This window comes from Legionella sp. PATHC032 (assembly GCF_026191185.1).
Taxonomy (GTDB): domain Bacteria; phylum Pseudomonadota; class Gammaproteobacteria; order Legionellales; family Legionellaceae; genus Legionella.
Map to the genome: position 1 here is coordinate 393,016 of NZ_JAPHOV010000001.1, position 24,366 is coordinate 417,381.

The following is a 24,366-nucleotide window of genomic DNA, read 5'->3' on the forward strand; positions in this document are numbered from 1 at the left end:
AAAACCCTAAAAGGCCTGATATAATCAGCAGCCTTTTTCTGGTCGAAATTAGATCTGGAGAGAAAAATGATCCAAATGCAGACAGTGCTTGAAGTAGCTGATAACAGCGGAGCACGTAAAGTAATGTGTATTAAAGTACTTGGTGGATCACACAGACGGTATGCCCGTGTAGGTGATGTAATTAAAGTAAGCGTGAAAGATGCTATACCAAGAAGTAAGGTAAAAAAAGGTGCTGTAATGAGAGCGGTAGTGGTTAGAACTGCTCAAGGTGTGAGAAGAGATGATGGTTCATTGATTCGATTTGATGATAATGCAGCAGTTCTTTTAAACAACCAAAACGAGCCAATAGGCACACGTATATTTGGCCCGGTTACACGCGAGTTAAGAGAAAGATTTATGAAGATAATTTCTCTTGCCGCAGAGGTTTTGTAAGAAGGATTAGATATGAAACGTATTAAAACAGGCGATGAAGTAATTGTTATTGCCGGTAAAAGTAAAGGTCATATAGGTAAGGTTTTAAGAGTAATTGATGATGCCGTTGTAGTGGAAGGTGGAAATCTAATTAAAAAGCATATTAAACCTAATCCACAAAAGCCTGAAAATAAGGGTGGTATTATTTCGCGTGAAGCTCCATTGCACGTTTCAAATGTGGCTCATTACAATCCTGTTACAAAAAAGGCAGATAAGGTTGGCTTTAAATATCTTGAGAATAATGGCGTTAGCAAAAAGGTTAGATATTATAAATCTAACAATGAAATAATTGACCGTATATAGAGTTAGGTGATTGAAATGGCGAGACTTAAAGAATTTTATAAGAAAGACGTCGTCACTATGATGATGAAACGGTTCAACTATTCGAGTGTGATGGAAGTTCCCAGGATTCTCAAAATTACTCTGAATATGGGAGTTGGAGAAGCTGTTGGTGACAAAAAAGTGATGAATCATGCCATTGAAGACATGACACTGATTTCTGGTCAGAAGCCCGTCGTCACAAAGGCAAGAAAATCAATAGCTGGTTTTAAAATAAGAGAGGGATGGCCAATTGGTTGTAAAGTGACACTCAGACGAGAACGCATGTATGAGTTTCTAGATAGATTAATATCTATTACTTTACCTCGAGTAAGAGATTTTCGTGGTTTGAATCCAAAATCTTTTGATGGAACAGGAAACTACAGTATGGGAATCCATGAGCAAATCGTGTTTCCAGAGATTGATTATGATAAAACTGACGGAATACGAGGTTTAGATATTTGTATTACAACAAGTGCTAAAACAAATGAAGAAGCTAAAGCTTTGTTAGAAGCATTTAATCTTCCACTGAAAGACAAAGATAGAAAATAAAAGGGTGAAATTGTGGCTAAAAAATCAATGCTGATGCGAGAGTCAAAGCGTGCGAAGCTGGTAGAAAAGTACAGACAACGCCGAAACGAGTTAAAACAATTGATTAAATCATCTGATGATTTCCAGATAATAATGGAAAGTCAGGCAAAACTAGCAAAATTACCAGTTAATTCAAATCCTGTTCGCTATGTTACTCGATGCAAGCAATGTGGAAGACCACACGCAGTTTATCGCAAGTTTAATCTTTGCAGAATTTGTTTAAGACAACAGCTTATGGTGGGGAATATCCCTGGCGGTAGAAAATCAAGCTGGTAAACTATTTTATTGGAGAATAATTGTGAGTATGCATGATCCAATTGCTGATATGCTGACTAGAATTAGAAATGGTCAACAAGCAAAACATCAGCAAGTAACATTGGTTTCTTCTAAGTTAAAGGAAGAAATAGCTCGAGTTTTGAAGGAAGAAGGATATATACAAGACTTTTTTATTGAAGCATTACCAAATGGTTTGAAATCAATTACTTTAAAACTAAAGTACTATCATGGAAGACCTGTAATTGAATTTATTAAGCGCATTAGTCGTCCAGGTTTGAGGGTATATAAGTCATACAAAGATTTGCATTCAATCCCTGGATTTGGTGTGGCTATTCTTTCTACGTCTAAAGGTATAATGACCCATGTATCAGCAAAAGTAAAAGGTGTTGGTGGCGAAGTCATTTGTGAAGTGGCTTAATACTTGCGAGGAATGATATGTCTAGAGTAGCAAAGGCCCCAGTAGTTCATTCACCAAATGTTGAAGTAACATTTGTTGATGGAGTAATCACTGTAAAAGGCCCAAAAGGAATATTAACTCAAAAAATTAATAAACTGGTTAATATTCAACATAGTAAGGAATCAAATAAATTAGAGTTTTCACCTGCTTCTAATGATCCAATGGGATGGGCACAAGCTGGTACAGCTAGAGCCTTAGTAAGAAATATGGTTCAAGGAGTAACTGAGGGATATACAGTTGCACTCGAGTTGGTTGGTGTAGGATATAGAGCGCAATCTAAAGATAAGTCAATTAGTTTGTCACTAGGATACTCACATTCTATAGAATATGATTTACCAAAAGGTGTCACCGTAGAAACTCCTAATAATACAACCATTCTACTAAAGGGCGTTGATAAGCAAGTTCTTGGACAAATAGCTTCTGAAATTAGGGCATTTAGACCACCAGAGCCCTATAAAGGAAAGGGTGTTAAATATGCTGGAGAGCAGATTGCTCGAAAAGAAGCTAAGAAGAAATAAGGTGTTAACTATGAATAAGCAGAACGCACGACATAGACGTGGATTAAAAGCCAAAGCCTTAATACGTAAATCAGGCCGCTCAAGATTAGTTGTGTATCGAAGTGGTGTGCATATTTATTCTCAAATTGTCAAGTCAGATCAACTTGGTGATAAGGTATTGGTAGCATCCTCTACTATTGATAAAGAATTGAGATCCAGTTTGACTGGAAAAAGTAAAGTTGAACAAGCCAGTTTAGTTGGTCAACTGTTGGGTAAGCGCGCTAAGGAAGCAGGAATTACTCAGGTTGCATTTGACCGAGCAGGTTATAAATATCATGGCAGAGTTAAAGCACTTGCTGAAGGTGCACGCGAAGCCGGATTAGATTTTTAAGGAACGATTATGTCATTCGATGAATTACCCAAGTCAGATGGATATCAAGAAAAATTGGTATCGGTAACTCGTACGGCTAAAGTTGTAAAAGGTGGGCGAGTTTTTGGTTTTGCTGTTTTAGTAGTTGTAGGTGACGGAAAGGGTAAAGTTGGGTTTGGACGAGGAAAGGCAAGAGAAGTTCCAATAGCAATTCAAAAAGCTATGGATCAAGCCAAGAAAAATATGGTTTATATTCCTCTTTCGGGCACTACAATATTCCACGAAATTACATGGAACTACGGTGCTTCCAAAGTGTTTATGAAACCAGCGAGTGAAGGTACAGGAATCATTGCTGGAGGCGCTATGCGTGCCGTTTTGGAAGTGTTGGGTGTGCAAAATATTCTTGCAAAAAGCATTGGTTCTACCAATCCAAGTAACATTGTTCGTGCAACTATTGGTGCATTGACACATATTGGTACGCCGGACTATGTAGCAGCCAAACGTGGAAAAACCGTTGAAGAAGTAATGGCAGGCTAATTATGGGAAAAAAAATTAAAATAACCTTGGTTAAAAGCACTATAGGTAGAAAACCAAAGCATGTTGCTATAGCCAAACAGCTGGGTTTAGGTAAAACAAATTCAAGTGTGGTTCATAGTGATACTCCTGCAATACGTGGACTTGTAAATGAAATTAATTACCTGTTGTTGGTTGAGGAGAGTGCGTAATGAATTTAAATACACTATCGCCAGATCCAGGATCCAGACCCTCAAGAAGACGAGTGGGAAGAGGTATTGGTTCTGGATTAGGAAAAACTTGTGGCAAAGGTCATAAAGGTCAAAAATCAAGGGCAGGTGGTTACCACAAAATTAATTTTGAAGGTGGTCAAATGCCTATACAAAGACGATTACCCAAGATGGGTTTTAAGTCTAGAGTGGGCCGAACCATAGATGAAGTGAGTTTGGGGGAGCTTGCAAAATTGAAAGATGAAGTTATTGATTTACTTGCTTTGCGTAAAGCTGGCTTAATTAATAACTCAATCAAAGATGTTAAAGTAATTTTATCTGGCGAGCTGACCGCAGCAATTAAGCTTAAGGGTTTAAGGGTCACTAAAGGAGCTCGTTCTGCTATAGAGAGTTTGGGCGGTAGTATAGAAGAGTGACTATGAAAAACCAAAAGCATAACGGTAGTAAGCCTCGTGGTGGATTAGCCGAACTAAAATCAAGATTGATGTTTGTTGTTCTCGGAATATTAGTATACAGGTTAGGTGCTCATATACCTGTTCCAGGGTTAGACCCTGCAAAATTAGCTAATTTCTTTAATGAACAGCAAAACACTATATTTGGTTTATTTAATATGTTTTCTGGTGGGGCCCTGTCTCGCGTGACAGTGTTTGCAATTGGTATTATGCCTTATATTTCTGCATCAATTATTATCCAACTCTTTTCAGTAGTTTCTCCTAAATTGGAGCAATTAAAGAAAGAAGGAGAGTCTGGCCGTAGAAAAATAAATCAATATACCAGATATTTAACATTGCTCTTGTCAATATTTCAGTCTATGGGTATGGCGAGATGGTTGGCTAGTCAACAAATTGCTATGCAGCCAGATTTCTCATTCTATTTTACTGCTGTTGTAACTTTAGTTACAGGTACTATGTTTTTAATGTGGTTGGGTGAGCAAATTACTGAAAAAGGTGTTGGTAATGGAATTTCCTTAATTATCTTTTCTGGAATTGTCTCTAGCATGCCAAATGCAATAGGATCTGTCCTTCAACAAGTTAAAGAAGGTCAGATGCAGGCCCTTACTCTAGTTATAATTGCAGCAGTAGTAGTTGTAGTTACTGGTTTTGTTGTATTTATGGAGCGTGCTCAACGACGAATTCGTGTTAATTATGCTCAGAGAACGCAGGGTAGAAAGGTATATGCAGCTCAAACAAGTCATTTACCATTAAAAATAAATATGTCAGGTGTGATTCCACCAATATTTGCATCTAGTATTATTTTATTGCCAGCCACTTTAGCGCAATTTTTTTCGCAAACTAAAGGGCTGAGTTGGTTATCTGATGTTGGAATGGCACTATCACCAGGTCAGCCTTTATATTTGATAGTGTATGCTGCAGCTATTTTGTTCTTTGCATTCTTTTATGCTGCCTTAGTTTTTAATCCTAAGGATACAGCAGATAACCTGAAAAAATCAGGGGCATATATTCCAGGAATTCGTCCGGGTGAACAAACCACAAAGTATATTGATTCAGTAATGACTCGTTTGACTTTGGTTGGAGCTATTTACTTGGTTTTGGTATGTTTGTTACCACAAATTCTAATGTATACCTGGCATGTTCCATTTTATTTTGGTGGTACTTCGTTGCTGATTATAGTTGTTGTTATTATGGATTTTGTAGCACAAGTACAAGCTCATTTAATGACCCAGCAATATGATTCTTTATTAAAAAAGGCGAATTTTAGAGGTACTAAGTTACCTGGTCTGCTATGATTTATCGGAGTTAGGAATGAAAGTAAGAGCATCAGTAAAGCGAATATGTCGCAATTGTAAAATAATAAAAAGAAGTGGCACTATACGAGTAATTTGTAAGGATGCCCGTCATAAACAAAAGCAAGGGTAATATCTGCTTGATTTTATTTTATTAAAATAGTATCCTTCTGTCCCTTTCGACAGAACAAATAACGTTCGGAGAAACTAATGGCTCGTATTGCAGGAGTTAATATACCTGATCATAAACATGTGGTAATCGCTTTAACAGCAATTTATGGAATTGGTAAAACAACATCATTAAAATTATGTAAAACAGTTGATATAGATCCTTCAGCTAAAGTTTCTCAGTTGTCAGACGCTCAACTGGAAGCATTGAGAACTGAAATTGCAAAAATTACTGTGGAAGGTGATCTTCGACGTGTTGTAACAATGAACATAAAAAGGTTGATGGATCTTGGTTGTTATAGAGGGTTAAGGCACAGAAGAGGATTGCCGTTGCGCGGACAGCGTACGAAAACTAATGCTCGTACCAGAAAAGGCCGTAGAAAAGGCACTAGTAGTTGATTTTTCATGTAGGAAAATAAAAGATGGCAATAACAAAGTCAAAGCAGCAAAAAACACGAAAAAAGATAAAACGTGTAGTGTCTGATGGCATAGTACACATACATGCATCTTTCAATAATACTATAGTTACCTTTACAGACAGACAAGGTAATGCATTATGTTGGGCAACTTCTGGTGGTTCTGGATTCAGAGGTTCTAGAAAAAGTACTCCTTATGCTGCGCAAGTTGCAACTGAGCGAGCTGCTGCTGTTGCTAAAGAATATGGTATGAAATCTGTTGCAGTATTTGTACATGGTCCTGGTCCTGGTCGCGAATCTACTATTCGTGAATTAATAACCCAGGATTTTAAAATTGTTGAAATTACCGATGTTACTGGCATACCACATAATGGTTGTAAGCCACCTAAAAAACGTCGTGTATAAGACTCAGGAGTAATTAATGGCTAGATATCTTGGTCCTAAATGTAAGTTGTCACGACGAGAAGGTTGTGATTTATTGCTTAAAAGTGGGGTTCGTGATCATAAATCCAAGTGTAAATCTGAAAAATTACCTGGACAACATGGTGATAAAAAACCTCGTTTAAATAGTTATGGAATTCAGCTTAGAGAAAAGCAAAAGATTAGAAGACTTTATGGGATTCTTGAAAAGCAATTCCGTAATTATTACAAAAAAGCGGCTAGACAAAAGGGTTCTACAGGTGAAAATTTAATGGCTCTTTTGGAAAGACGTTTAGATAATGTTGTTTACCGTATGGGTTTTGCCAGTACTCGTGCCGAAGCTAGACAGCTGGTTGCACATAAGGCAATACTTGTAAATGATAAAGTAGTTAACGTACCATCTTTTCTGGTTAATCCTGGAGATACTGTATCAGTTCGACAAAAGGCTAAAAACCAAGGACGTATCCAAGCTGCTTTAGCTTTATCTGAACAAAGAGCACCTTGTGATTGGATTACTGTAGATACTGCTTCTTTTAAGGGTACATTTTCTACAGCTCCAACGTTAATGGATTTATCTTCAGACTACAACGTAAACCTTGTTGTAGAACTTTACTCTAAGTAAGCTCGGAGAGATAGCTGAATGTATACTGAAATCAATGAAATGCTGACGCCTAAGGTTCTCAAGGTACAGGCCGAGTCGCCCTATAAAGCTAGAATAGTTTTAGAACCTTTGGAGCGAGGTTTTGGTCACACCCTCGGCAATGCTTTGAGAAGAATCTTATTGTCATCCATGCCTGGAAGTGCCATTACCGAAGCTTCTATCGATGGTGTTTTGCATGAATATAGTACTATTGAAGGGGTTCAGGAGGATGTAGTTGATTTGTTACTTAACCTAAAATCAGTTGCTATCAAATTGACTGTAGGAAATGAAGCACAGGTTACACTCAATAAAGAAGGACCGTGTCAAGTTACAGCTGGAGATATTCAGTTGACTCATGGTCAAGAAATTATTAATCCTGAACTTGTTATTGCCAATCTTAATGAAAAGGGTAAATTGAATATGACCCTTAAAGTTGAAAGAGGGATTGGCTTTCATAATACTGATGCATTTGTTCGCTATCATGATGATGAAATTGAGAAAAAAACTGTCGGAAAATTAAAAATTGATAACAGTTTTTCTCCAGTGAAGAAAGTGGCTTATTTCGTCGACAGTGCACGTGTTGAAAACAGAACAGATTTAGATAAACTTACAATTGAATTAGAAACTAACGGTACTATTGACGCTGAAGAGGCAATAAGAATATCCGCTAGTATACTGCAAAGACAACTTCATGCGTTTGTTGACATGAAATTTGAAGAATCACGTGCTGATAATAAAGAACGTAATGATTTTGATCCTGTTTTATTGCGTTCAGTGGATGATTTAGAGTTAACTGTTCGATCAGCGAATTGTTTGAAAGCTGAAAACATTCATTATATAGGCGATTTGGTTCAAAGAACAGAAAGTGAATTATTAAAGACACCTAATCTTGGTAAGAAGTCACTAACTGAAATTAAAGATGTTTTAGCATCACGATCATTATCGCTGGGTATGAAACTTGAGAATTGGCCGCCAGCAAGCCTTGGCGAGTAATATTTAGGAGTCTTTGTTATGCGTCACCGTAATTCCGGACGTAGTTTTAGCCGTACAAGTAGCCACCGAAAGGCCATGTTTTCTAACATGTGTTGTTCTTTGATTGAGCATGAGTTGATTAGAACAACTTTGCCCAAGGCAAAAGATTTACGTCGATATATCGAACCTTTGATTACTGTTAGTAAATCTGATTCAGTAGCATCACGCAGACGTGCTTTCAATATTTTGCGGTCTAAATCAGCGGTAGGTAAATTGTTTACTGATTTAGGTCCACGTTTTGCAAAACGACCTGGGGGGTACATCCGTATTATTAAATGTGGGTATAGGGATGGTGATAATGCGCCCATGGCTATAGTTGAATTAATGGATAGACCCATCACAAGTGATGATACAGAAGAGTAAATTTTAGTTTATAATAAAATCTTTTTTTGAGCCCGCATTAAAGCGGGCTTTTTATTTTAATCATTTAAAATGGTATGTCATCATCTAATTCATCAAAAGCATCTTGTGCGGTAGATGTTGGTGAAGCTTGATTTTTTGTTGAAGTTTGTTGGGAGGTGGAGGTTCCCTGGAATGAAGGCATGTCGTCATAATTGGAGGCACTGCTTCCTTTGCTATCGAGCATTTGAATATCAGACGCAACAATTTCAGTTGTATATCTGTCTTGACCCTGCTGATCTTGCCATTTTCTTGTTCTTAAACTACCTTCAACATATAGCTTAGATCCTTTACGAATATATTCACCAGCTATTTCACCCAGACGATTAAAACATACGACCCTATGCCATTCAGTTCTATCTTGTTTTTCACCAGTCGTTTTGTCTTTCCATGTTTCACTGGTAGCAACTGAAAGCGTAGTAACAGCATTTCCGTTAGGTAAATACCGTACATCGGGATCCGCTCCTACATTGCCAACAAGTATTACTTTATTTATTCCTCTTGCCATTGAAATCATCTCCTGTATGCGAAAGTTAGTTAGGTATTATACATAATTTGAAAGTTATTTCGTAGCGGCTCAATGAGAATCAGCTATTGGCAAATTTTAGACTGGTGAAGAATCTTTTCAGCGCTTCCTGCACTATATTCTGTATTATCAACTCGAATGTACAACGTATTTTCATCCTTGGACAAAATTACCTCTTTAATACCGGCTACTTTTAAAAGCTGTTTGATAATTAATTTTGGTTCTTCATTAGTTGATTTAAGAGGTAAAATTAGAGTAGAAAAATAGACATTGGATTTCATGCTCAGTGAAATGATGAGCCATAGAACTCCCAAGATCATGTTAAGTAAAAAAATAGCTTGGTTATCATGCCATTGATAGAGAATGCCTGCTAAAGAGCCTCCAAAAAAAATTCCTAGAAATTGACTCGTTGAATAAATACCCATGGCTGTACCTTTACTCCCGGGATTTGCCTGTTTTGAGACTAATGATGGTAATGTTGCTTCAAGAATGTTGAAAGAAATGAAATACAAAAACATTAACAAGCATAGCCAATACCAGCTTTTTGATGTCAATACTAATAGGCCTTGTGTGAGGGTAGTAAGCAGTACAGATAAAATAAATACTGTCTTTAAGAGTTTTTTTCTTTCTGAAATAACGATAAATGGTACCATTAAAATAAATGAGAATAACATGAGTGGTAAATAGAAGTGCCACTGCTGATGCAATTGTCCATTCTCAATTTGATATTTCAAAAGCATAGGTATGGCGAAAAAAGTAGCTGTCAGAATAAAATGCTGACAAAAAATACCAAAATTCAGGCGTTGTAAATGTTGATCTGTTACTACAGGTTTAATGAGTGATAAGTTGGGTTCACTATCTGCATGAAACTGTTCTTTTGAGGGATTGGGAATGATTAGATAAAGGATTATAATCCCTAAAACAGCTAAAATTGTTGTGAGATAGAACACCCCTGATAATCCATAGTAGTGGGTGAGAGCAGGGCTAATTATCATTGCTAGGCTAAATGATGTTCCAATAGTTATCCCTACTACGGCCATTGCCTTTGTGCGTTGTTCATCCAGGGTTAAATCAGCAAGCAAAGCAATTAACACACTACCTATAGCGCCAGCACCCTGCAATATTCTGGCAGTTATCATTCCGCCAATAGAATGGGTTACTGCTCCTAACAAACTTCCGGCAGCGAATAACAAAAGACCTATTGCAATCATGGGTTTTCTGCCAATTTTATCTGAAAGCATACCAAAAGGGATTTGTAGTAATCCTTGTGCCAATCCATAGCTTCCCAAAGCCAAGCCAATTAATGTTGGAGTGGCTCCCTTAAGTTCGGTGGCGTAAAGTGTGAATACCGGGATAAGTAAAAATAATCCCAGTAGACGAAAAGAGAATATTGCTGCTATAGGAAAAACAGTTTTGTTCCAAGAATACTTCATTCATTATAGGTATAAATTATATTATGTGGAGATGGTACAAACTAAGTGCCTTGGAAACAAGATAAATTATGAAATTACACTTGATAGAGTCCCTATATTTCCATTGACAGCACAGCAGATTAACGGTAGTTTGGTGGGATTTTATACTATAGGGTTATTGTATGAGTTCATTAGTTTTTTCAGGAAAAGTAGGGTTGATAACAGGTGGTGCGCGAGGAATAGGAAAGGCGACCGCATTAAAATTAGCGCATGCTGGCTGTGATATTGCTGTTGTGTATTACAATAGCTCTGACGAAGCTCAAAACCTGGTCAATGAAATAAGCAATATGGGTAGAAAAGCAATTGCCTTACAAGCCAATGTAGCAGATTGTCAATCGGTCAAAGAAATGTTCTCTCAATTCAGAGAGCACTTTAAACACTTAAATTTTCTAGTAAGTAATGCGGCAAGTGGAGTATTAAAGCCTGCTTTGAAGATGTCGACCAAGCATTGGCGCTGGTGTTTGGAAACAAATGCTTTGGCTTTGAACCACCTGGTTACTGAAGGCCTTGATTTAATGCCTAAAAATAGTCGGGTTATTGCTCTTTCCAGCTTAGGTGCATCAAGGGCAATTCCAAATTATGCTTTTATTGGAGCCTCTAAAGCTGCTCTGGAAGCATTAGTCCGTTCGCTAAGTTTAGAGTTGGCTACTCATGGCATTACTGTGAATACTGTTTCTGCAGGTGTTGTCGATACGGATGCTTTAAAGCATTTTCCAAACAGAGAACAGTTATTGGATGAATATCAAGCGCATGCTTTGGCTGACAGAGCTTTAACACCAGAAGATGTGGCTAATGCTATCTATTTGCTTTGTTTGCCTGAAGCAGCGATGATTAATGCCCATACATTATATGTTGATGCAGGGTATAGTCAGGTTGGGTAGTAGATGATAAAAGTAATTTTTATGATATAATTTCAAGCTTTGCGAGCTTTGTTGGTTCAGAGGATAAAATATGAATGTAGCTGAAGTTTACCCTAAGGTTAGGGAAATTATTGCTGATGTATTAGTAATTGATGAAGAAGAAATTTCTTTAAACAGTAGTTTAATTGAAGATTTGGGTGCTGAGTCTATCGATTTTCTTGATTTGGTTTTTCAATTGGAAAAAGAATTCAAGATTAAAATCCCAAGAGGCCAGTTGGAAAAGAATGCTCGTGGTGATCTGGCTGAAGATGAGTTTGAGAAGGGCGGTATTTTAACAACGGCAGGATTACAGGCATTAAAGAATTATTTGAGTGAAGTCCCCGCTGAGCGATTTAAAGAAAATATGAAAGTGAACGAAATTCCTGTGTTGTTTACCGTAGAAACTTTTTGCAAGCTGGTTGTTTCAGCTATAGTCCAGCAGCAAGCAATGGAAACTGTAGCCTGATGAGGTTCTTATTTGTTGATCGCATTGTACAATTATCCCCAGGAGAGTGGATTAAAGGGATAAAGCATGTCACAAGAGATGATGCTTATTTAACCACAGACGATCAAGGAAGGTTTTGTTTTATGCCTTCTTTGATTGGAGAAACATTGGGGCAATTAGCAGCATGGAATGTGATGCAGCATAATCATTTTACTTCAAGGCCAGTCGCTGGCGTAGTGTCAAGTGCTCGATTGTATAGACCTGCTTACGTCGGTGAAACGATATTGCTTGAATCAAATATTGATGCACTGGATGAAAAAGCAGTTCAATATCATAGCATTGCTAAAATAGGGAATGACATTATTTTTTCTATAGATGGAGCGTTAGGTCCCATGCTGCCTATGACTGAATTTATTAGTACAGAGGTCATTAGACAGCAATTTGCAGAGATATACCGACCAGGTGATTGGTCTTCCGTTATAGCCCTGAGTTCGCCTGTTTTAAAAGAGGAAAATTACTCTGATTGTGGAATTATTAATTCTTCCATGCAATTTGACAGAATCCTTGCCAGTGAACCGGGCATAAGCTTGCTTGCTGAAAAAAAGATAACTCGTTCAGCATCTTATTTCCCAGATCATTTTCCTAACAAGCCTGTACTACCGATGACAGTACTTCTCGAATGTAAATTGAATCTGGCAAAAGAGTTTATAACTAGATCAAGGTATGATAGAGCTTATCGAATTTGCGAATTACGCAAAATTAAAATGAATGAATTTGTTCATCCCGGGGATGTCGTAGTTTGCCATGTTAAAGTTAAACAACAAACGGATGATGAATTAATATTGTCTTATAGGTGTGAGGTTGATGGCAAGCGGGTATGTGTTGTCGACATAGTGCTTATTCCCAAAGGTAAATGAGGTTATGAAACGACGAGTTGCTATTACAGGTCTAGGGGTTGTTTCGCCTCTAGGAAATGATGTATCCACCACCTGGAAGAATTTGATTGCCGGGTATTCTGGTATAGATAGTATCAAGCAGTTTGATGCCAGTGCTTTTCCTACTACTATCGCCGCTGAAGTAAAGAATTTTTCACCTGATACGTCTATTTCGGGAAAACATACTCGATTTATCATGTCTTTTACGCATTTTGCTTTGGAAGCCGCACGCCAGGCTTTTGAAGATGCTTCTATATTTCCTACCAAGCAGACATCGGATCGATGGGGAATAGTAACAGGCAGTGGAATGATGACGGCTGAGTTCGAGTATTTAATGCGGTTTCAACAAACTTGTGCTGCAGGCGGAGAAATAGAGTGGGGAAAGCTGCAATCCAATAGCAGGGATTTTTATAATTTGATTGATTTTGGTAAAACCACTTCAAACTCTGGTCTTTCCTTATTAATACAACAATATGGGATTACTGGTTATGCCTCTTCTGTCCATACAGCCTGTGCTTCAGGAGGCCAAGCCTTGGGATTGGCGATGCAGGTGATTCGTCGAGGTGAGGCAGATTTTATGTTGGCAGGTGGATTTGATTCCATGATTAATCCTTTGGGTTTATCCAGCTTTTGTCTTTTGGGTGCTTTATCAACTTATAATGAGACTCCGCAAACAGCAAGTCGCCCCTTTGATGCGACACGCAATGGTTTTGTCCTGGGGGAAGGGGCTGCCTTTTTGATCCTTGAAGAATGGAATAAAGCAAAAACACGTGGGGCAAAAATCTATGCTGAACTGGCAGGAGAGGGAAATTCTTTGAGCTCCTACCGAATAACTGATTCACATCCCAATGGTGATGGTGCTATTCAAGCGATTAACCGTGCGTTGGAGGATGCGGGAGTTCAACCACGAGATGTAGATTATATTAATGCGCATGGCACATCAACTAAAATGAATGATTTAAGTGAAACGAATGCAATCAAAGTTGTTTTTGGGGACAGAACCGCCAATTTACCTGTTAGCTCTACCAAGAGTCAAACAGGACATTTAATCGCAGCAGCTGGCGCACTCGAGGCAGTGTTGTCAGTTAAATCCATAGAACAGGCGCAAATCCCTAAAACAGCGAATTTAAAAACGCCTGATCCGGAATGTGATTTGGATTATGTTGTTGATGGCCCACGTGAAAAATCTTTAGGGGTAGTCCTATCTAATTCATTTGGTTTTGGAGGTTCTAATAGCTGCTTATTATTTAAGCATCCAGAGTTCGAGGAGGCAAAATAAATGAGTCAGGCGAATAGAGTATTTATTACGGGTCGCAGTGCTCTAACTGCCTCTGGTGCAACTGCTGATGAAACTTGGAATGCGATCATTTCAGGCCAGTGTGGAATAGCTGAAATTCAGTTTTGGGAATTATCTCAATGGTCGCATCGATTGGGGGGGGAGATAAAGGATTTTCAACCATCCAAGATGCTTCCTGATAGAAAATTAATAAAAGTTATTTCCCGTCAGGATATAATGGGAATCAATGCGGCAGTGCAAGCTGTTGAGCATAGTAAAATGATTGCTTACAGAGATAGCTTGGCAGATGTTGACTCATTTAATGAACAAACCGCTATTTATGTTGGTTCTCCAGGGAATAAATATTTTCAACAATATGACTTTATACCTTTGTTGGCTAAAACCCATGGAGATATGCGTAGCTTCGCAAATCAGTTGTTTGATGAAGTGCATCCTATGTGGTTATTGAGGATTTTACCTAATAATGTGCTTGCCTATACAGGTATTACCTATGGCTTTAAAGGTCCAAATCACAATGTAACAAATCATGCTGTAGGTGGTACACAAGCCATTTTAGAAGCGTATCATGCCATACGTAGCGGGCAGGCAGAGCGCGCGGTTGTGGTTGCCTATGATATAGGCACAGAACCTCAGGGCTTATTTTATTATGAAAAATTGGGCGTGGTGAGTAATCGTCATTTAAAACCTTTTGATAAAGAGCATGACGGTACCATTCTTGCTGAAGGTGCAGCTGCCCTTGTATTGGAAAGTGAAGCCAGTGTGAAGTCCAGAGCTGCGACTTGTTATGGAGAGATAGTTGGTGGTTTATCCGCTACTGAAGCAACAGGATTATTTTCTATTGAAGCAGATGGGAAACATTTGGCTTCATTGATGGGGAAGACATTAAGCGCATCAGGAATAAACTATGGGGAAATAGGGTTAATAGTAACCCATGGAAATGGAAATAGTAAATCAGATGACAGTGAAGCGCAGGCCATCACTTCAGTATTCAAAGAAGAAGTTCCTGCGACTGCTTTTAAATGGTCCATGGGGCATACTTTATGTGCCTCTGGAGTATTGGATGCGGTATTAACTACATATGCCCTTGAAACCAAATGTGTGCCAGGGATCGCTAATTTTCAACAAATTGCCCCGACGTGTGAAGGTTTATCGGTAAGTTGTGAGCATAGAGAGATAACATCTAATTCCTATGCCATGATGATCAACCGAGGATTTGCCAGTATGAATGTATGTTTGGTGATCAAAGCTTGTGAATAATTTAGCTCAACAGATAGAAGCATTATCCATTACGCTGGCGGGGCGTTTTATTTATCGGTTTTTACCATACAGGCGGCGATTGATTTTTTCCAATATTAGTCAAGTTTATAATGATCAACTGAATGAATCTCAAAAAAAACGCTTGGCAAAAGCTTATTACTCACACCTTGCAAAATCTTTAAAAGAAGCCCTGCAACTAAGATTCATGAGTGAAAAAAAATTACGGGCTCAGGTTGAAGTGATCGGCCATGAAAAAATGCTGGCTGTTGTGGCACAGAAGAAAGGAGTGTTAGTCGTTACCGGTCACTTTGGAAATTGGGAATTTGCGCCGTTGGGAGGGGTACTAAACTTCAAGGAATTCAAAGGCCAATTTCATTTTATCAGGCGTACCTTGCGATTTAAGTTCATAGAACGCATTATGTTCAAAAACTATTATCAAGCTGGCCTAAATGTTATTCCTAAAAAAAACTCTCTGGAGCAGGTTTGTGTTGCGTTGGAACAAAATCATGCCGTAATCTTCGTATTGGATCAGCATGCATCTCTGGTGAACAGAGATGGGATAGCGGTAGAGTTTTTTGGCAAAAAAGCGGGTACCTACAGAAGTTTGGCGACGATATCTCGTCATACAGGAATTCCAGTTATACCTGCAGCCAGCTACAGATTACCCAACGGGAAGCATGTTTTGGAGTTTCATGATCCCATTCCCTGGAAAGATTATGAAACTACGCAAGAATCTTTATACCGAAATACCTTGGCGTATAATCAGGCTTTAGAAAAGATTATTCTGGCACATCCGGAGCAGTGGAACTGGATGCACAAGCGCTGGAAACTTTCTTAAATGAATAGGCCGTCAGCGGTTCATCTTGATAAAGAATATTTATGAAAAGAGCTCTTGCTTATTAATTATTTATTACAGCAGGAGGATGTTTATATGTTGTAATGACTTCTTATAGAAAGGTAATATCAAATCTTTATGTTTTATTTTTTCGTTCATCTCTTAATCGTTTGAGCACCAAAAATAATTTATTCGTTTCGTCTTCCTTTGTGAAATGGAGGACTATGTTGTTGTCTTCAGCACGAATCAATTCATAGCAAAGTTCTATAATGAAGTTATGAATTTGTAATTTAACCACTCCCTCTTTAGGAATATTAGTTTTCTGCTTAAGTACTAAAGCACCATTGGAAGAAATTTCAATAATCTCAATTGGATTACTGTCTAAGCTGGCATTCATTTCACCATGATTTTTTAGCCGAAAATATTTCCGTCTTTCGTCCATTGTTTAGCCATAAATAAAGTATGCTTTTTAATTTTAGGTCTATTATTCCTGATAGGTCAACCTGATGAGCGTGTAAAAAACTTCAGAGACTCTAATAAGGCTCAAAGTAGATGCACAGGGTAGATGAAACAATCCGGCTGTAGATACGCAGCCGGAGGATTAATCAAGGTGAAATCATTGTTGATGTCGATTGGGGAGCAGGTTTATGATTTGGATAAATAGCGGACATGATGTTGTTGCTAAAAAATACTCCCAAGTTGCCTAATGTGCTTTTTAAGCTGGTAGCTAACTCAGTTGCTGTATCCAGGATAGTTGTGCCTGGAGTTTGATTTGAAGAAACAGATTCATTCTTAAACGGATTTTGTTCAGGTAAAGTATGAGTAAACTCTTTACTGATAGCGCTGAAATGAGTAGAGTCCTCATTGAATTCCTTAAGTAAAGATTCAACCTCATTACGAGCTCCTTTCATTAATAGCATTTCTAATAAACGAAAACGATTCGCGATTAAAAGTTGTTGATTTTTTAAAAGCCAGGCATCCAATGTTAAGTCGCTTTTGCTTTCTAATAACAGATAATGGAATAAGCGATGAAGCTTTTGGCGAATTTTAAGCTCGTTCTTTGGATTGGGTTGTAATGAAAATATATTTAATGCTTCGATTAATTCATTAAGTTTTTGTTGAGTATAACCTGATTTTATATCATCGAGGATAATCGACAGATTTGTTTCAAGTTTGGTAGTGAAATATTTTCTTTGTTGAAGAAGATGAGGGGCTTCTTTTTCACTTTGCTTTATTGGAGTGTCCATTGTTGCAACAAAGGTAGGTGGATTTGGGGAAAAAAATCCAGTCCAGCCATAATACCAACATCGTTTCAATCGTGTAATCAATTGAGCGATAAATCCAGTATTTTCACCAAAACTTAACTCGATTTTTGCCTCAGTTAAAGCTTGAGTTGCTATACTGATAATTTCCTTATGCTTATTTGGATTTAATTTTTTTAGCGCTCCCTCACATAAATCAATAATTCTGGTATAGCTATCTTCACTTGCTTGTGCCCCAAAATGCTGGATAGTTTTTTTAGCATCATAGACAAATAACGAGAAACTAATTTGCTCATCATGTAATTCAGGGTAGTTTAGAAACGCCATAAATATAGCTTCTCTAACAGAAGCTGGGATATCGCTTAAAGACATGAGAACAATTAAATGATATATCGAACGCCGATGCATTTCAGTGCATCCTTCTTGAACATAGTAACTTAAATAATCATTAATGAGCTTGGAAAGTGCTTGTTTGTCGCCTTTGTAATGCATTAAAAAATAATCTATCGATTTAACCGTTCTCTTGCTTTTTATTAATTTATTAACTAAAGAATGTTCAGGTATATCATTGGTCGGTGCCATTACAGAAGTTTCGCTAATTTTGATGCCACAGAAGATGCTGCTTAAAAAACTTTTTTCTTGTGATTTAGTTGGAATTTTGGGAGCTAACTGGACTAGTTGAGTCATGCTCGTGATGTTTATGCGAGAATCATTATAAAATAAGCTTGAATCACCGGATTGTGCTGATGCCCGCAAGTAGTAATTGGTCAGATAGGCGATTTTATTATTTAGCTCTTTAAATTCTTCCAGATTATTTAAACAAATAAGGAGTTGCATCGCTTGAGGTGAGAATTGATAATTACGGTTTAATAATTTATAAACCAATAACTTGATGTAAGTGACATACGCGTCATGATGTTGACCATAGAGATAGCGTTGAATAGCGGAAATTAGTCGTTTCTCTTCATTTTGGTTGATCAAAATAGGATGGGTTGGATCAAATAGCTCGAGATGTTCAACCATATTCATAATAATGGCTTCCTTTTTTGTGGAATCCATTTTATTGAGTTCGTCTACAACATGAACATCTACCAAATTCATCAAATGGGCTAAAATAAAATGGGCATTTGGTCTGGATGAGTAATGATTTAGCCAATAAGCAATCATATCAGGCTTTGGATATTTAAGTAGTATTTTTTCAACCTGTTTTTCTGACAATTGATGAAAATGAGGGATAGAGCAGAGTAAAGTAACACATGCTTCAGGTTGTAGAAATTCTATTTGCGCCACAGTCAAACATTTCAGGTTTAATTGGTGAACCAGGGCATTAAGCCGAGGTGGTGAGTGAAATTCACTTTGGCTTAAATGGGCTAGAAATGATTTTTCTTTTAAATTGTCCAAGTACTCTTTTTTGCTTAAGAGACAGGTAATTAATAATGATTTAATTTGGCTATCCTGTGCTAAAGCAATTAATTCCAGTATTTGTTGGTAGCTAAATTTATTAGCGTTTAACGCATAGATAAAATCGAGCTGACTTTCTTTACTATTGTTGATACTGGCTAAATAATCCTTATTTAAGATGGCTATTTTTAATAAATCAAAATTTAATAGTTCATTTCTTTTCATATGATTCTCCAGCCAGCTCCACGAGCCGAGTTTAATAATATCAGGTAAAGTCGTTTGATCCGGTGCAACTATAAGACAATGATCACAAAGCCAATTCATTTGTGAGGTAGTGAAATTTTCATGCTGAATCAATATCTTTTTGATGGTGTAGGGGAGCAGCTTTTGCTCGACAATATGTTTCAACAGGAGGACTATCTCTGTGGAGGATTGAAGTTGATCAGGGTTTAATTGACAGAGCCATTTTATAAATACTTCAGTTTTAATAAGTGGATCATTAAGTGATAAAAATGATTCCAGAGCCTGCTTCCAGGAAAGAGTTTGATTTGGAGATGGTTCGTTTAAATCTGCGATAAGTAATAAGCTGGTGAGAATATCATTTTCTGAGACAGGTTTATCAAAATCAACCACTTGATCCTCCTTGACCGAAATGTCAAAACCACTCTATCAACCTTAATACCCATTTCGTTCATGTTAAGCCAGGGAATATAATATTCACAACTTCTCCCGATGGAATTTTTACAGGACTTACGCAACCCTCCAATTTCTTCGTTAAAAACTGATTTTTAATTCGGTCATTTAGTTTATCTAAACTCCCTCATTAAAAACATTTTTTGCCTTGACCTTGGCGTTTTTCGTAAGTCCTGTTTTACACTTGTGGATTAATTCAGAATAACTGTTTGAAAAAAAAATTCAATACTTGTTTTAATTTTGTGAATTTTGTTATGAAAGTAATGTGCCCTCATACACAAAAGCAGCAGGTCCCGTTAATATAATGGGAGCAGTGCGACAAGGCCATTGGATAAACAAATCTCCTCCTGGCAAATGAACAGTGATTTTATCTGATAAATTGTAAAATAAATGTGCTATCGCTGCTGCAGCAACCGCACCACTACCACAAGCAATCGTTTCTCCACAACCCCTTTCGTAGACGCGTAAATTGATTTTTTCATGATTAATAATTTGCATAAATCCAACGTTGACTTGCTCTGGGAATTGTGGGTGAAGACTAATCTGTTGTCCCAAACTGCTTACAGGGGCTGTTTCTACATCTTTCACCAACAATACAGCATGTGGGTTACCTACACTTATCGCATGAAGATTAACTGTATTGCCGTTATTTAATTCAAGTAAATATTCTGGGGATTGGCTATCAGCAAGAAAAGGAATTTCACCTGGGGCTAGTTTAGGAACACCCATGTTGACACTCACGCTGTTATCCTCATTGATGATTAAATCCATGAGCGTGGTTTTAGTTGCGACTGTTAATTTATTTTTTGCTGTCAAACCATAATACCTGGCAAAAAGGGCTATGCATCGCGCTCCATTACCACATTGTCCTACCTCTTGCCCATCGGCGTTAAAGATTCGATAACTAAAATCAATTCCTTCGGTTTGACTGGGTTCTATTAGTAAGCATTGGTCAAACCCAATACCGGTATGGCGATTGGCTAGTTTTTGTATTTGCTCAGTAGTGAATTGAATAGATTGATTCACTCCATTCAGTACAATGAAATCATTGCCTAAACCATGCATTTTGGTAAATTTTATTCCCATAGGATATCTCTATTGATTGGCTGTTGCCTTCTTTTCTTGCTCAGGCAAATACAAAGGTCCTTTTTGCCCACAAGCTGACAAACATAAAGAAGCCAAGGTGACAGTAATGGACAATAATGCGAAATAAATGTATCTCATGAGGTACTATTATTGAGTTAAATTTTAATTATATGAGATTTGCTTTGAAACTCAATGATTCATTCTTCTTAGTTTATTTTATGCGGGAATATTTTAGGCTCAGTCAAAATGGGCTGAGAGCTTATTCTGTATTTCGCGTCTTTAAGTGAAGTCATTCTTAGGTGTGGCGTGTCTGAAAAGAGAGAAATCTATTATTGGATGCTTCGAGTATTTCTTCCAAAGAGTGTTGATTATCCATAACCAATTGATGCAAAATTGCAAGTTCCTTCTTAGGTAATTTATTTGTACACTCAATAAAATAACTGTTTTTTCCATCTCTGTACCAGTATATGAAAGTCGTATTTTGTGAAATGACGCCTTTGCCAGGATTTCCATATAAGCTGTTTGTATTTGAACCATGCAGATCAGTTCGGGGTGAATAGAAGCGATAATTTATTTGGTTGCGATTATGGCTTTGCTGGATTTGCTCAATAAATCCGTAGTCAGAAGCCAGTTTTCTTGCTAAAAACAAAATACTCATAAAACAGGATAACATACAAAACAAACATTATGATAAAATTTTGTGCAAAAAAGATCAATAGTTATTAGTATTCCCGGTGTCATTGTGTTTGTAATTTGTTCAATATATTTTTAAATGTTAAACTTGCGCTGCTCTATTGCATTGGCGATAATTTATCTTTTTGCGTGGAGAATTTGTTTTGAGCGTTTATATGAAGGAACCTTTAGAGAAGGCACAAGCTTGTGTCATATGGATGCATGGGTTGGGAGCTGATGCCTCTGATATGATGGGTTTAGCTGATCAGCTAACAATAGAAGATACTGCTTTAAGGCATGTATTTCTTGATGCTCCTCGAAGACCAGTGACTCTGAATGGTGGAATGGTTATGCCTGCGTGGTATGATATTTATGCATTAGATTTAGTCGATGAGGAAGATAAAGCAGGAATTGAAGAGTCTGAATCATTAATCCGTAAGGTAGTTGACGCTCAATATAATTATGGTTTTAGATCTCAGCAAATTTTTTTAGCGGGTTTTTCTCAAGGAGGGGCTATGGCGTTGCACACAGCTCTTCATATGGCTGAGCGATTAGGAGGGGTTATTGCATTGTCTGCTTATTTGCCCCTGGTTAAACATAATAAGCCGCAACTGGATAAGAATACCCCCATCTTTATGGGAGCAGGACAATTTGATCCTTTAGTTTTGCCAAAATGGACACAACAAAGCAAGGATTGGCTATTGGCTAATGGGTATAATGAAGTCTCTTTTCATCAATACCCTATGGAACATTCTATATGTTTTGAAGAAATAAAAGATCTTAGCCTTTGGCTTAATAAGCAGGTTCAAGGAGTTTTACAATGACAATAGTAAAAAGGTCAAGAACAGTACCTTATTCTTGTGAGCAAATGTACGGGCTGGTTAATGATGTTGAACATTATTCCGAGTTTTTACCTTATTGCGCGGAAAGCAAAATACTTCACCGTGACAGTGATGAAGTCCAGGCGACTTTGGTGATAGCTGCTGCTGGTATGAGTAAATCATTCACTACTCGTAATCGATTGCAAACTAATAAAATGATTGAAATTCGTCTGGTTGATGGTCCTTTTAGCCATTTAGAAGGATTTTGGCGTTTTGATGAGGAAGAAAAAGGGTGCAGAATTTCTTTTGATTTGGAGTTTGAGTTTGCCGGGAAAATATTTTCCATGCTTCTTGGCCCTATATTTGATCAGATAACCGATAAAATGGTTGACGCATTTTGCGAAAGAGCAGAGGTCATTTATGGTAAAAGTTGAATTGGTCTATATAGCGAATTCTGAAAATTGTCTGCATTACAAAATGGATTTAAAGCAGGGGGCTACAGTTGAAGAGGCATTAATTCAATCAAATATTTATTCTACTTGTCCTGAAACGAGGGAATTACCTATAGGAGTATATGGGAAACGGGTTTCCATGGACCTGGTATTGAAAGATGGCGATCGAATTGAAATTTATAGGCCATTGATACTCGACCCCAAAGAAAAGCGCCGTAAGTTAGCCCAATTTAAAAAATAGAGGCATATTAGGTATTTTAATCTACATTGAACTCTTAAAAACAATTTTCCCCTTATCTAATCGCTTAGGCAAGGGGGTGACGCTACATTACGGCTTATGTTCTATTCTTATCAAAGAACCTCTGGAAAAATATAAAACAACATTACGAATTTCCAGGTTACCTTTCCCTCGTCGCCAGGTATAAGCATAATCCCACCGATCATTGTTGAATGTTGGGCTCATTAAGCTGGTGCCCATCAAGATTGCAACGTCATTTTTACTCATGCCTGTTTTTAATCGGGCAATTTTTGATTGAGGCAACAAATTACCTTGCTGAGTAATACGCCTTGAGAAGTCGTATGATGCACATTGAGTTAAGGTTAATGTTAAAATGAAACAAATAAAAAAGGTTATTATTCGCATTTTTTTGCCTACCATGAAAAATTTCGCCATAATAACATGTCATTTATTGAAAGGCACCTGTCATCATGTGGAATTTGGTATTTGTCATTGTTCGGCCAGACTAAGTTTTAAGGCTGCTCACGGTTTTTCGAGCATGGAAATAACTTTGGGCCTTGATGCTAATTGTTAATCTGATTTTTCTGGAATAATGATTAAAGTTCGGAATTCGTTACAGTTAAGGAGCACAAGTGGAAGAGAGTCAACAGCTAAAAGACGCTGGATTAAAAATCACATTACCTCGTATCAAGGTATTACAAATATTGGAGCAATCAAGAAATCATCATTTGAGTGCGGAAGCAGTCTATAAGGCCTTATTGGAATCGGGTGAGGATGTTGGTTTAGCTACTGTTTATAGAGTTCTTACTCAATTTGAAGCAGCAGGATTAGTATCTAGGCACAATTTTGAAGGAGGACACTCGGTGTTTGAGTTGTCTCAAGGCGAGCATCATGACCATCTTGTTTGTGTTAAGTGTGGGCGAGTAGAGGAATTTGTAGATGAAGTAATAGAACAAAGACAGAAAGCTATTGCAGAACGTGCTCATTTTAAAATGACAGATCATGCGCTAAACATATATGGTATTTGTCCTCAGTGTCAATGAATTGGATATTTTAATTGGAATGGTTTGTTACCTCACGTAATATTCTAAGCGTATTTACTATGTTCTTCTGTAGTATTTTATCATTACAATAATTGGAGTGTTTTGGTGAAACGCTACTTTCCTTAAGGGTCCATCATATGGAATTTGATTATATTATTGTTGGTGATGGTAGCTTAGGATATGTTTTAACTTCATGGTTAAGTGCCAGCCCCACAAATAAAGTATTATTGCCAGAAGCCGGAGATAGCTTATTTCTGGCAATACCAATCTGCCTGCGATGAGGATTGCACACTACATTCCAACTTTACGTTAGAGTTCAGTATCCTAAATGGCAATTTTAAATTATTTGCTAGGCGGTAAAGACAGTCCCTCATTGCGCAGTAAAATCACGAATAAAACTCTCAATAGGATTTACCAAGGTGGTTAAGCAATACCCGCTGCTTATCCATAATATTAGTAACGACTTATTGAGCCAGGTTTACTTTTTCTA

General features: G+C 37.5%; 36 protein-coding genes. 28 read left to right on the forward strand and 8 right to left on the reverse strand.

Features of this window, described 5'->3' with window-relative positions; genetic code table 11:
* Window positions 1-66 precede the first annotated feature (66 nt).
* From rplN to rplQ, 17 genes are all read left to right on the forward strand, one after another.
* On the forward strand, window positions 67-432 hold the full coding sequence (gene rplN / locus OQJ02_RS01725) for a 50S ribosomal protein L14 (RefSeq protein WP_010946088.1): 366 nt from the start codon (window positions 67-69) through the stop codon (window positions 430-432).
* 12 nt (window positions 433-444) lie between these two features.
* A complete protein-coding gene (rplX, locus tag OQJ02_RS01730) occupies window positions 445-774 on the forward strand; it encodes a 50S ribosomal protein L24 (RefSeq protein WP_265717607.1) in 330 nt (109 codons plus the stop codon).
* Window positions 775-789: 15 nt separating this feature from the next.
* Window positions 790-1,341 carry a 50S ribosomal protein L5 gene (gene rplE / locus OQJ02_RS01735; RefSeq protein ID WP_010946090.1) on the forward strand — a complete coding sequence of 184 codons (552 nt, stop codon included), beginning with the start codon at window positions 790-792 and terminating at the stop codon, window positions 1,339-1,341.
* Window positions 1,342-1,353: 12 nt separating this feature from the next.
* Complete coding sequence (gene rpsN / locus OQJ02_RS01740) at window positions 1,354-1,656, forward strand: 30S ribosomal protein S14 (RefSeq protein WP_265717608.1); 303 nt, start codon at window positions 1,354-1,356, stop codon at window positions 1,654-1,656.
* A gap of 22 nt (window positions 1,657-1,678) precedes the next feature.
* Window positions 1,679-2,074, forward strand: coding sequence for a 30S ribosomal protein S8 (gene rpsH / locus OQJ02_RS01745; protein WP_265717609.1), 396 nt, complete (start codon window positions 1,679-1,681; stop codon window positions 2,072-2,074).
* 17 nt (window positions 2,075-2,091) lie between these two features.
* Window positions 2,092-2,631: a 50S ribosomal protein L6 gene (gene rplF / locus OQJ02_RS01750; RefSeq protein ID WP_265717610.1), complete on the forward strand. Its 540-nt coding sequence runs from the start codon at window positions 2,092-2,094 to the stop codon at window positions 2,629-2,631.
* 10 nt (window positions 2,632-2,641) lie between these two features.
* Window positions 2,642-3,001, forward strand: a complete 360-nt coding sequence (rplR, locus tag OQJ02_RS01755) for a 50S ribosomal protein L18 (RefSeq protein WP_265717611.1) — start codon at window positions 2,642-2,644, stop codon at window positions 2,999-3,001.
* Between the two features lie 9 nt (window positions 3,002-3,010).
* Complete coding sequence (gene rpsE, locus OQJ02_RS01760) at window positions 3,011-3,517, forward strand: 30S ribosomal protein S5 (RefSeq protein ID WP_010946095.1); 507 nt, start codon at window positions 3,011-3,013, stop codon at window positions 3,515-3,517.
* Window positions 3,518-3,519: 2 nt separating this feature from the next.
* Entirely contained in the window at window positions 3,520-3,705 is a 186-nt protein-coding gene (gene rpmD, locus OQJ02_RS01765) for a 50S ribosomal protein L30 (protein ID WP_010946096.1), read from the forward strand.
* Window positions 3,705-4,139 carry a 50S ribosomal protein L15 gene (gene rplO / locus OQJ02_RS01770; protein ID WP_265717612.1) on the forward strand — a complete coding sequence of 145 codons (435 nt, stop codon included), beginning with the start codon at window positions 3,705-3,707 and terminating at the stop codon, window positions 4,137-4,139. The genes rpmD and rplO overlap by 1 nt, the downstream gene beginning before the upstream one ends.
* A 2-nt stretch (window positions 4,140-4,141) precedes the next feature.
* Entirely contained in the window at window positions 4,142-5,470 is a 1,329-nt protein-coding gene (secY, locus tag OQJ02_RS01775; protein ID WP_265717613.1) for a preprotein translocase subunit SecY, read from the forward strand.
* A 16-nt stretch (window positions 5,471-5,486) separates the two neighbouring features.
* Window positions 5,487-5,600 carry a 50S ribosomal protein L36 gene (gene rpmJ / locus OQJ02_RS01780; RefSeq protein WP_010946099.1) on the forward strand — a complete coding sequence of 38 codons (114 nt, stop codon included), beginning with the start codon at window positions 5,487-5,489 and terminating at the stop codon, window positions 5,598-5,600.
* A 77-nt stretch (window positions 5,601-5,677) separates the two neighbouring features.
* Window positions 5,678-6,034 carry a 30S ribosomal protein S13 gene (rpsM, locus tag OQJ02_RS01785; RefSeq protein ID WP_265717614.1) on the forward strand — a complete coding sequence of 119 codons (357 nt, stop codon included), beginning with the start codon at window positions 5,678-5,680 and terminating at the stop codon, window positions 6,032-6,034.
* 23 nt (window positions 6,035-6,057) lie between these two features.
* Window positions 6,058-6,456, forward strand: a complete 399-nt coding sequence (gene rpsK, locus OQJ02_RS01790) for a 30S ribosomal protein S11 (protein ID WP_265717615.1) — start codon at window positions 6,058-6,060, stop codon at window positions 6,454-6,456.
* 16 nt (window positions 6,457-6,472) lie between these two features.
* Window positions 6,473-7,093: a 30S ribosomal protein S4 gene (gene rpsD, locus OQJ02_RS01795; RefSeq protein ID WP_061484919.1), complete on the forward strand. Its 621-nt coding sequence runs from the start codon at window positions 6,473-6,475 to the stop codon at window positions 7,091-7,093.
* An 18-nt stretch (window positions 7,094-7,111) separates the two neighbouring features.
* Entirely contained in the window at window positions 7,112-8,104 is a 993-nt protein-coding gene (locus OQJ02_RS01800; protein WP_011213014.1) for a DNA-directed RNA polymerase subunit alpha, read from the forward strand.
* Window positions 8,105-8,122: 18 nt separating this feature from the next.
* Entirely contained in the window at window positions 8,123-8,506 is a 384-nt protein-coding gene (rplQ, locus tag OQJ02_RS01805) for a 50S ribosomal protein L17 (protein WP_265717616.1), read from the forward strand.
* Window positions 8,507-8,570: 64 nt separating this feature from the next.
* Here the strand turns inward: rplQ and ssb are convergent, their stop codons facing one another.
* Together ssb and OQJ02_RS01815 are read right to left on the reverse strand one after the other, a co-directional pair.
* On the reverse strand, window positions 8,571-9,050 hold the full coding sequence (gene ssb, locus OQJ02_RS01810; RefSeq protein ID WP_265717617.1) for a single-stranded DNA-binding protein: 480 nt from the start codon (window positions 9,048-9,050) through the stop codon (window positions 8,571-8,573).
* A gap of 83 nt (window positions 9,051-9,133) precedes the next feature.
* Window positions 9,134-10,501 carry an MFS transporter gene (locus OQJ02_RS01815; protein ID WP_265717618.1) on the reverse strand — a complete coding sequence of 456 codons (1,368 nt, stop codon included), beginning with the start codon at window positions 10,499-10,501 and terminating at the stop codon, window positions 9,134-9,136.
* A gap of 161 nt (window positions 10,502-10,662) precedes the next feature.
* On the opposite strand from OQJ02_RS01815, the gene fabL reads away from it, so the two are divergent.
* From fabL to OQJ02_RS01845, 6 genes are all read left to right on the forward strand, one after another.
* Window positions 10,663-11,421, forward strand: coding sequence for an enoyl-[acyl-carrier-protein] reductase FabL (fabL, locus tag OQJ02_RS01820; protein WP_265717619.1), 759 nt, complete (start codon window positions 10,663-10,665; stop codon window positions 11,419-11,421).
* 70 nt (window positions 11,422-11,491) lie between these two features.
* Window positions 11,492-11,905, forward strand: coding sequence for an acyl carrier protein (locus OQJ02_RS01825; RefSeq protein WP_265717620.1), 414 nt, complete (start codon window positions 11,492-11,494; stop codon window positions 11,903-11,905).
* On the forward strand, window positions 11,905-12,801 hold the full coding sequence (locus OQJ02_RS01830; RefSeq protein WP_265717621.1) for a hydroxymyristoyl-ACP dehydratase: 897 nt from the start codon (window positions 11,905-11,907) through the stop codon (window positions 12,799-12,801). The genes OQJ02_RS01825 and OQJ02_RS01830 overlap by 1 nt, the downstream gene beginning before the upstream one ends.
* Window positions 12,802-12,805: 4 nt before the next feature.
* Entirely contained in the window at window positions 12,806-14,098 is a 1,293-nt protein-coding gene (locus tag OQJ02_RS01835) for a beta-ketoacyl-[acyl-carrier-protein] synthase family protein (protein WP_265717622.1), read from the forward strand.
* Window positions 14,099-15,373 (forward strand): beta-ketoacyl-[acyl-carrier-protein] synthase family protein, encoded by a 1,275-nt coding sequence (locus OQJ02_RS01840; protein WP_265717623.1) that lies wholly within the window; start codon window positions 14,099-14,101, stop codon window positions 15,371-15,373.
* Window positions 15,366-16,211, forward strand: coding sequence for a lysophospholipid acyltransferase family protein (locus OQJ02_RS01845; RefSeq protein WP_265717624.1), 846 nt, complete (start codon window positions 15,366-15,368; stop codon window positions 16,209-16,211). Before OQJ02_RS01840 ends, OQJ02_RS01845 begins: the two co-directional genes overlap by 8 nt.
* Before the next feature lie 133 nt (window positions 16,212-16,344).
* Here the strand turns inward: OQJ02_RS01845 and OQJ02_RS01850 are convergent, their stop codons facing one another.
* The 5 genes from OQJ02_RS01850 to OQJ02_RS01870 form a co-directional block, all read right to left on the reverse strand.
* Entirely contained in the window at window positions 16,345-16,650 is a 306-nt protein-coding gene (locus OQJ02_RS01850; RefSeq protein WP_265717625.1) for a PilZ domain-containing protein, read from the reverse strand.
* 163 nt (window positions 16,651-16,813) lie between these two features.
* A complete protein-coding gene (locus tag OQJ02_RS01855; RefSeq protein ID WP_265717626.1) occupies window positions 16,814-19,504 on the reverse strand; it encodes a type IV secretion protein Dot in 2,691 nt (896 codons plus the stop codon).
* Window positions 19,505-19,816: 312 nt separating this feature from the next.
* Window positions 19,817-20,650, reverse strand: a complete 834-nt coding sequence (dapF, locus tag OQJ02_RS01860; protein ID WP_322783366.1) for a diaminopimelate epimerase — start codon at window positions 20,648-20,650, stop codon at window positions 19,817-19,819.
* 9 nt (window positions 20,651-20,659) lie between these two features.
* A complete protein-coding gene (lptM, locus tag OQJ02_RS01865) occupies window positions 20,660-20,788 on the reverse strand; it encodes an LPS translocon maturation chaperone LptM (RefSeq protein WP_265717627.1) in 129 nt (42 codons plus the stop codon).
* A gap of 157 nt (window positions 20,789-20,945) precedes the next feature.
* Window positions 20,946-21,308, reverse strand: a complete 363-nt coding sequence (locus tag OQJ02_RS01870; RefSeq protein WP_265717628.1) for a hypothetical protein — start codon at window positions 21,306-21,308, stop codon at window positions 20,946-20,948.
* Between the two features lie 190 nt (window positions 21,309-21,498).
* On the opposite strand from OQJ02_RS01870, the gene OQJ02_RS01875 reads away from it, so the two are divergent.
* From OQJ02_RS01875 to OQJ02_RS01885, 3 genes are read left to right on the forward strand one after another with little or no spacing between them, the layout of a single operon-like run.
* Entirely contained in the window at window positions 21,499-22,146 is a 648-nt protein-coding gene (locus tag OQJ02_RS01875) for an alpha/beta hydrolase (RefSeq protein WP_265717629.1), read from the forward strand.
* Complete coding sequence (locus tag OQJ02_RS01880) at window positions 22,143-22,577, forward strand: type II toxin-antitoxin system RatA family toxin (RefSeq protein WP_265717630.1); 435 nt, start codon at window positions 22,143-22,145, stop codon at window positions 22,575-22,577. The genes OQJ02_RS01875 and OQJ02_RS01880 overlap by 4 nt, the downstream gene beginning before the upstream one ends.
* Window positions 22,564-22,836 (forward strand): RnfH family protein, encoded by a 273-nt coding sequence (locus OQJ02_RS01885; RefSeq protein WP_265717631.1) that lies wholly within the window; start codon window positions 22,564-22,566, stop codon window positions 22,834-22,836. The genes OQJ02_RS01880 and OQJ02_RS01885 overlap by 14 nt, the downstream gene beginning before the upstream one ends.
* Before the next feature lie 87 nt (window positions 22,837-22,923).
* Here OQJ02_RS01885 and OQJ02_RS01890 read toward each other — a convergent pair whose 3' ends face one another.
* Window positions 22,924-23,268 carry an outer membrane protein assembly factor BamE gene (locus tag OQJ02_RS01890; protein WP_265717632.1) on the reverse strand — a complete coding sequence of 115 codons (345 nt, stop codon included), beginning with the start codon at window positions 23,266-23,268 and terminating at the stop codon, window positions 22,924-22,926.
* A 197-nt stretch (window positions 23,269-23,465) separates the two neighbouring features.
* Here OQJ02_RS01890 and fur point away from each other — a divergent pair, with 197 nt between their 5' ends.
* Both fur and OQJ02_RS01900 read left to right on the forward strand, forming a co-directional pair.
* A complete protein-coding gene (gene fur / locus OQJ02_RS01895; protein WP_265717633.1) occupies window positions 23,466-23,876 on the forward strand; it encodes a ferric iron uptake transcriptional regulator in 411 nt (136 codons plus the stop codon).
* A 137-nt stretch (window positions 23,877-24,013) separates the two neighbouring features.
* A complete protein-coding gene (locus tag OQJ02_RS01900; protein WP_265719851.1) occupies window positions 24,014-24,157 on the forward strand; it encodes a hypothetical protein in 144 nt (47 codons plus the stop codon).
* Window positions 24,158-24,366: the final 209 nt, after the last annotated feature.

What these genes read in the sequence shown, in the direction of transcription:
- rplN (WP_010946088.1), top strand. Translation starts at nt 67, where the DNA reads ATGATCCAAATGCAGACAGTGCTTGAAGTAGCTGATAACAGCGGAGCA.
- rplX (WP_265717607.1), top strand. Translation starts at nt 445, where the DNA reads ATGAAACGTATTAAAACAGGCGATGAAGTAATTGTTATTGCCGGTAAA.
- rplE (WP_010946090.1), top strand. Translation starts at nt 790, where the DNA reads ATGGCGAGACTTAAAGAATTTTATAAGAAAGACGTCGTCACTATGATG.
- rplF (WP_265717610.1), top strand. Translation starts at nt 2,092, where the DNA reads ATGTCTAGAGTAGCAAAGGCCCCAGTAGTTCATTCACCAAATGTTGAA.
- rplR (WP_265717611.1), top strand. Translation starts at nt 2,642, where the DNA reads ATGAATAAGCAGAACGCACGACATAGACGTGGATTAAAAGCCAAAGCC.
- rpsE (WP_010946095.1), top strand. Translation starts at nt 3,011, where the DNA reads ATGTCATTCGATGAATTACCCAAGTCAGATGGATATCAAGAAAAATTG.
- rpmD (WP_010946096.1), top strand. Translation starts at nt 3,520, where the DNA reads ATGGGAAAAAAAATTAAAATAACCTTGGTTAAAAGCACTATAGGTAGA.
- rplO (WP_265717612.1), top strand. Translation starts at nt 3,705, where the DNA reads ATGAATTTAAATACACTATCGCCAGATCCAGGATCCAGACCCTCAAGA.
- secY (WP_265717613.1), top strand. Translation starts at nt 4,142, where the DNA reads ATGAAAAACCAAAAGCATAACGGTAGTAAGCCTCGTGGTGGATTAGCC.
- rpmJ (WP_010946099.1), top strand. Translation starts at nt 5,487, where the DNA reads ATGAAAGTAAGAGCATCAGTAAAGCGAATATGTCGCAATTGTAAAATA.
- rpsM (WP_265717614.1), top strand. Translation starts at nt 5,678, where the DNA reads ATGGCTCGTATTGCAGGAGTTAATATACCTGATCATAAACATGTGGTA.
- rpsK (WP_265717615.1), top strand. Translation starts at nt 6,058, where the DNA reads ATGGCAATAACAAAGTCAAAGCAGCAAAAAACACGAAAAAAGATAAAA.
- rpsD (WP_061484919.1), top strand. Translation starts at nt 6,473, where the DNA reads ATGGCTAGATATCTTGGTCCTAAATGTAAGTTGTCACGACGAGAAGGT.
- OQJ02_RS01800 (WP_011213014.1), top strand. Translation starts at nt 7,112, where the DNA reads ATGTATACTGAAATCAATGAAATGCTGACGCCTAAGGTTCTCAAGGTA.
- rplQ (WP_265717616.1), top strand. Translation starts at nt 8,123, where the DNA reads ATGCGTCACCGTAATTCCGGACGTAGTTTTAGCCGTACAAGTAGCCAC.
- ssb (WP_265717617.1), bottom strand. Translation starts at nt 9,050, where the DNA reads ATGGCAAGAGGAATAAATAAAGTAATACTTGTTGGCAATGTAGGAGCG.
- OQJ02_RS01815 (WP_265717618.1), bottom strand. Translation starts at nt 10,501, where the DNA reads ATGAAGTATTCTTGGAACAAAACTGTTTTTCCTATAGCAGCAATATTC.
- fabL (WP_265717619.1), top strand. Translation starts at nt 10,663, where the DNA reads ATGAGTTCATTAGTTTTTTCAGGAAAAGTAGGGTTGATAACAGGTGGT.
- OQJ02_RS01825 (WP_265717620.1), top strand. Translation starts at nt 11,492, where the DNA reads ATGAATGTAGCTGAAGTTTACCCTAAGGTTAGGGAAATTATTGCTGAT.
- OQJ02_RS01830 (WP_265717621.1), top strand. Translation starts at nt 11,905, where the DNA reads ATGAGGTTCTTATTTGTTGATCGCATTGTACAATTATCCCCAGGAGAG.
- OQJ02_RS01835 (WP_265717622.1), top strand. Translation starts at nt 12,806, where the DNA reads ATGAAACGACGAGTTGCTATTACAGGTCTAGGGGTTGTTTCGCCTCTA.
- OQJ02_RS01840 (WP_265717623.1), top strand. Translation starts at nt 14,099, where the DNA reads ATGAGTCAGGCGAATAGAGTATTTATTACGGGTCGCAGTGCTCTAACT.
- OQJ02_RS01850 (WP_265717625.1), bottom strand. Translation starts at nt 16,650, where the DNA reads ATGGACGAAAGACGGAAATATTTTCGGCTAAAAAATCATGGTGAAATG.
- dapF (WP_322783366.1), bottom strand. Translation starts at nt 20,650, where the DNA reads ATGGGAATAAAATTTACCAAAATGCATGGTTTAGGCAATGATTTCATT.
- lptM (WP_265717627.1), bottom strand. Translation starts at nt 20,788, where the DNA reads ATGAGATACATTTATTTCGCATTATTGTCCATTACTGTCACCTTGGCT.
- OQJ02_RS01870 (WP_265717628.1), bottom strand. Translation starts at nt 21,308, where the DNA reads ATGAGTATTTTGTTTTTAGCAAGAAAACTGGCTTCTGACTACGGATTT.
- OQJ02_RS01875 (WP_265717629.1), top strand. Translation starts at nt 21,499, where the DNA reads ATGAAGGAACCTTTAGAGAAGGCACAAGCTTGTGTCATATGGATGCAT.
- OQJ02_RS01880 (WP_265717630.1), top strand. Translation starts at nt 22,143, where the DNA reads ATGACAATAGTAAAAAGGTCAAGAACAGTACCTTATTCTTGTGAGCAA.
- OQJ02_RS01885 (WP_265717631.1), top strand. Translation starts at nt 22,564, where the DNA reads ATGGTAAAAGTTGAATTGGTCTATATAGCGAATTCTGAAAATTGTCTG.
- OQJ02_RS01890 (WP_265717632.1), bottom strand. Translation starts at nt 23,268, where the DNA reads ATGGCGAAATTTTTCATGGTAGGCAAAAAAATGCGAATAATAACCTTT.
- OQJ02_RS01900 (WP_265719851.1), top strand. Translation starts at nt 24,014, where the DNA reads ATGGAATTTGATTATATTATTGTTGGTGATGGTAGCTTAGGATATGTT.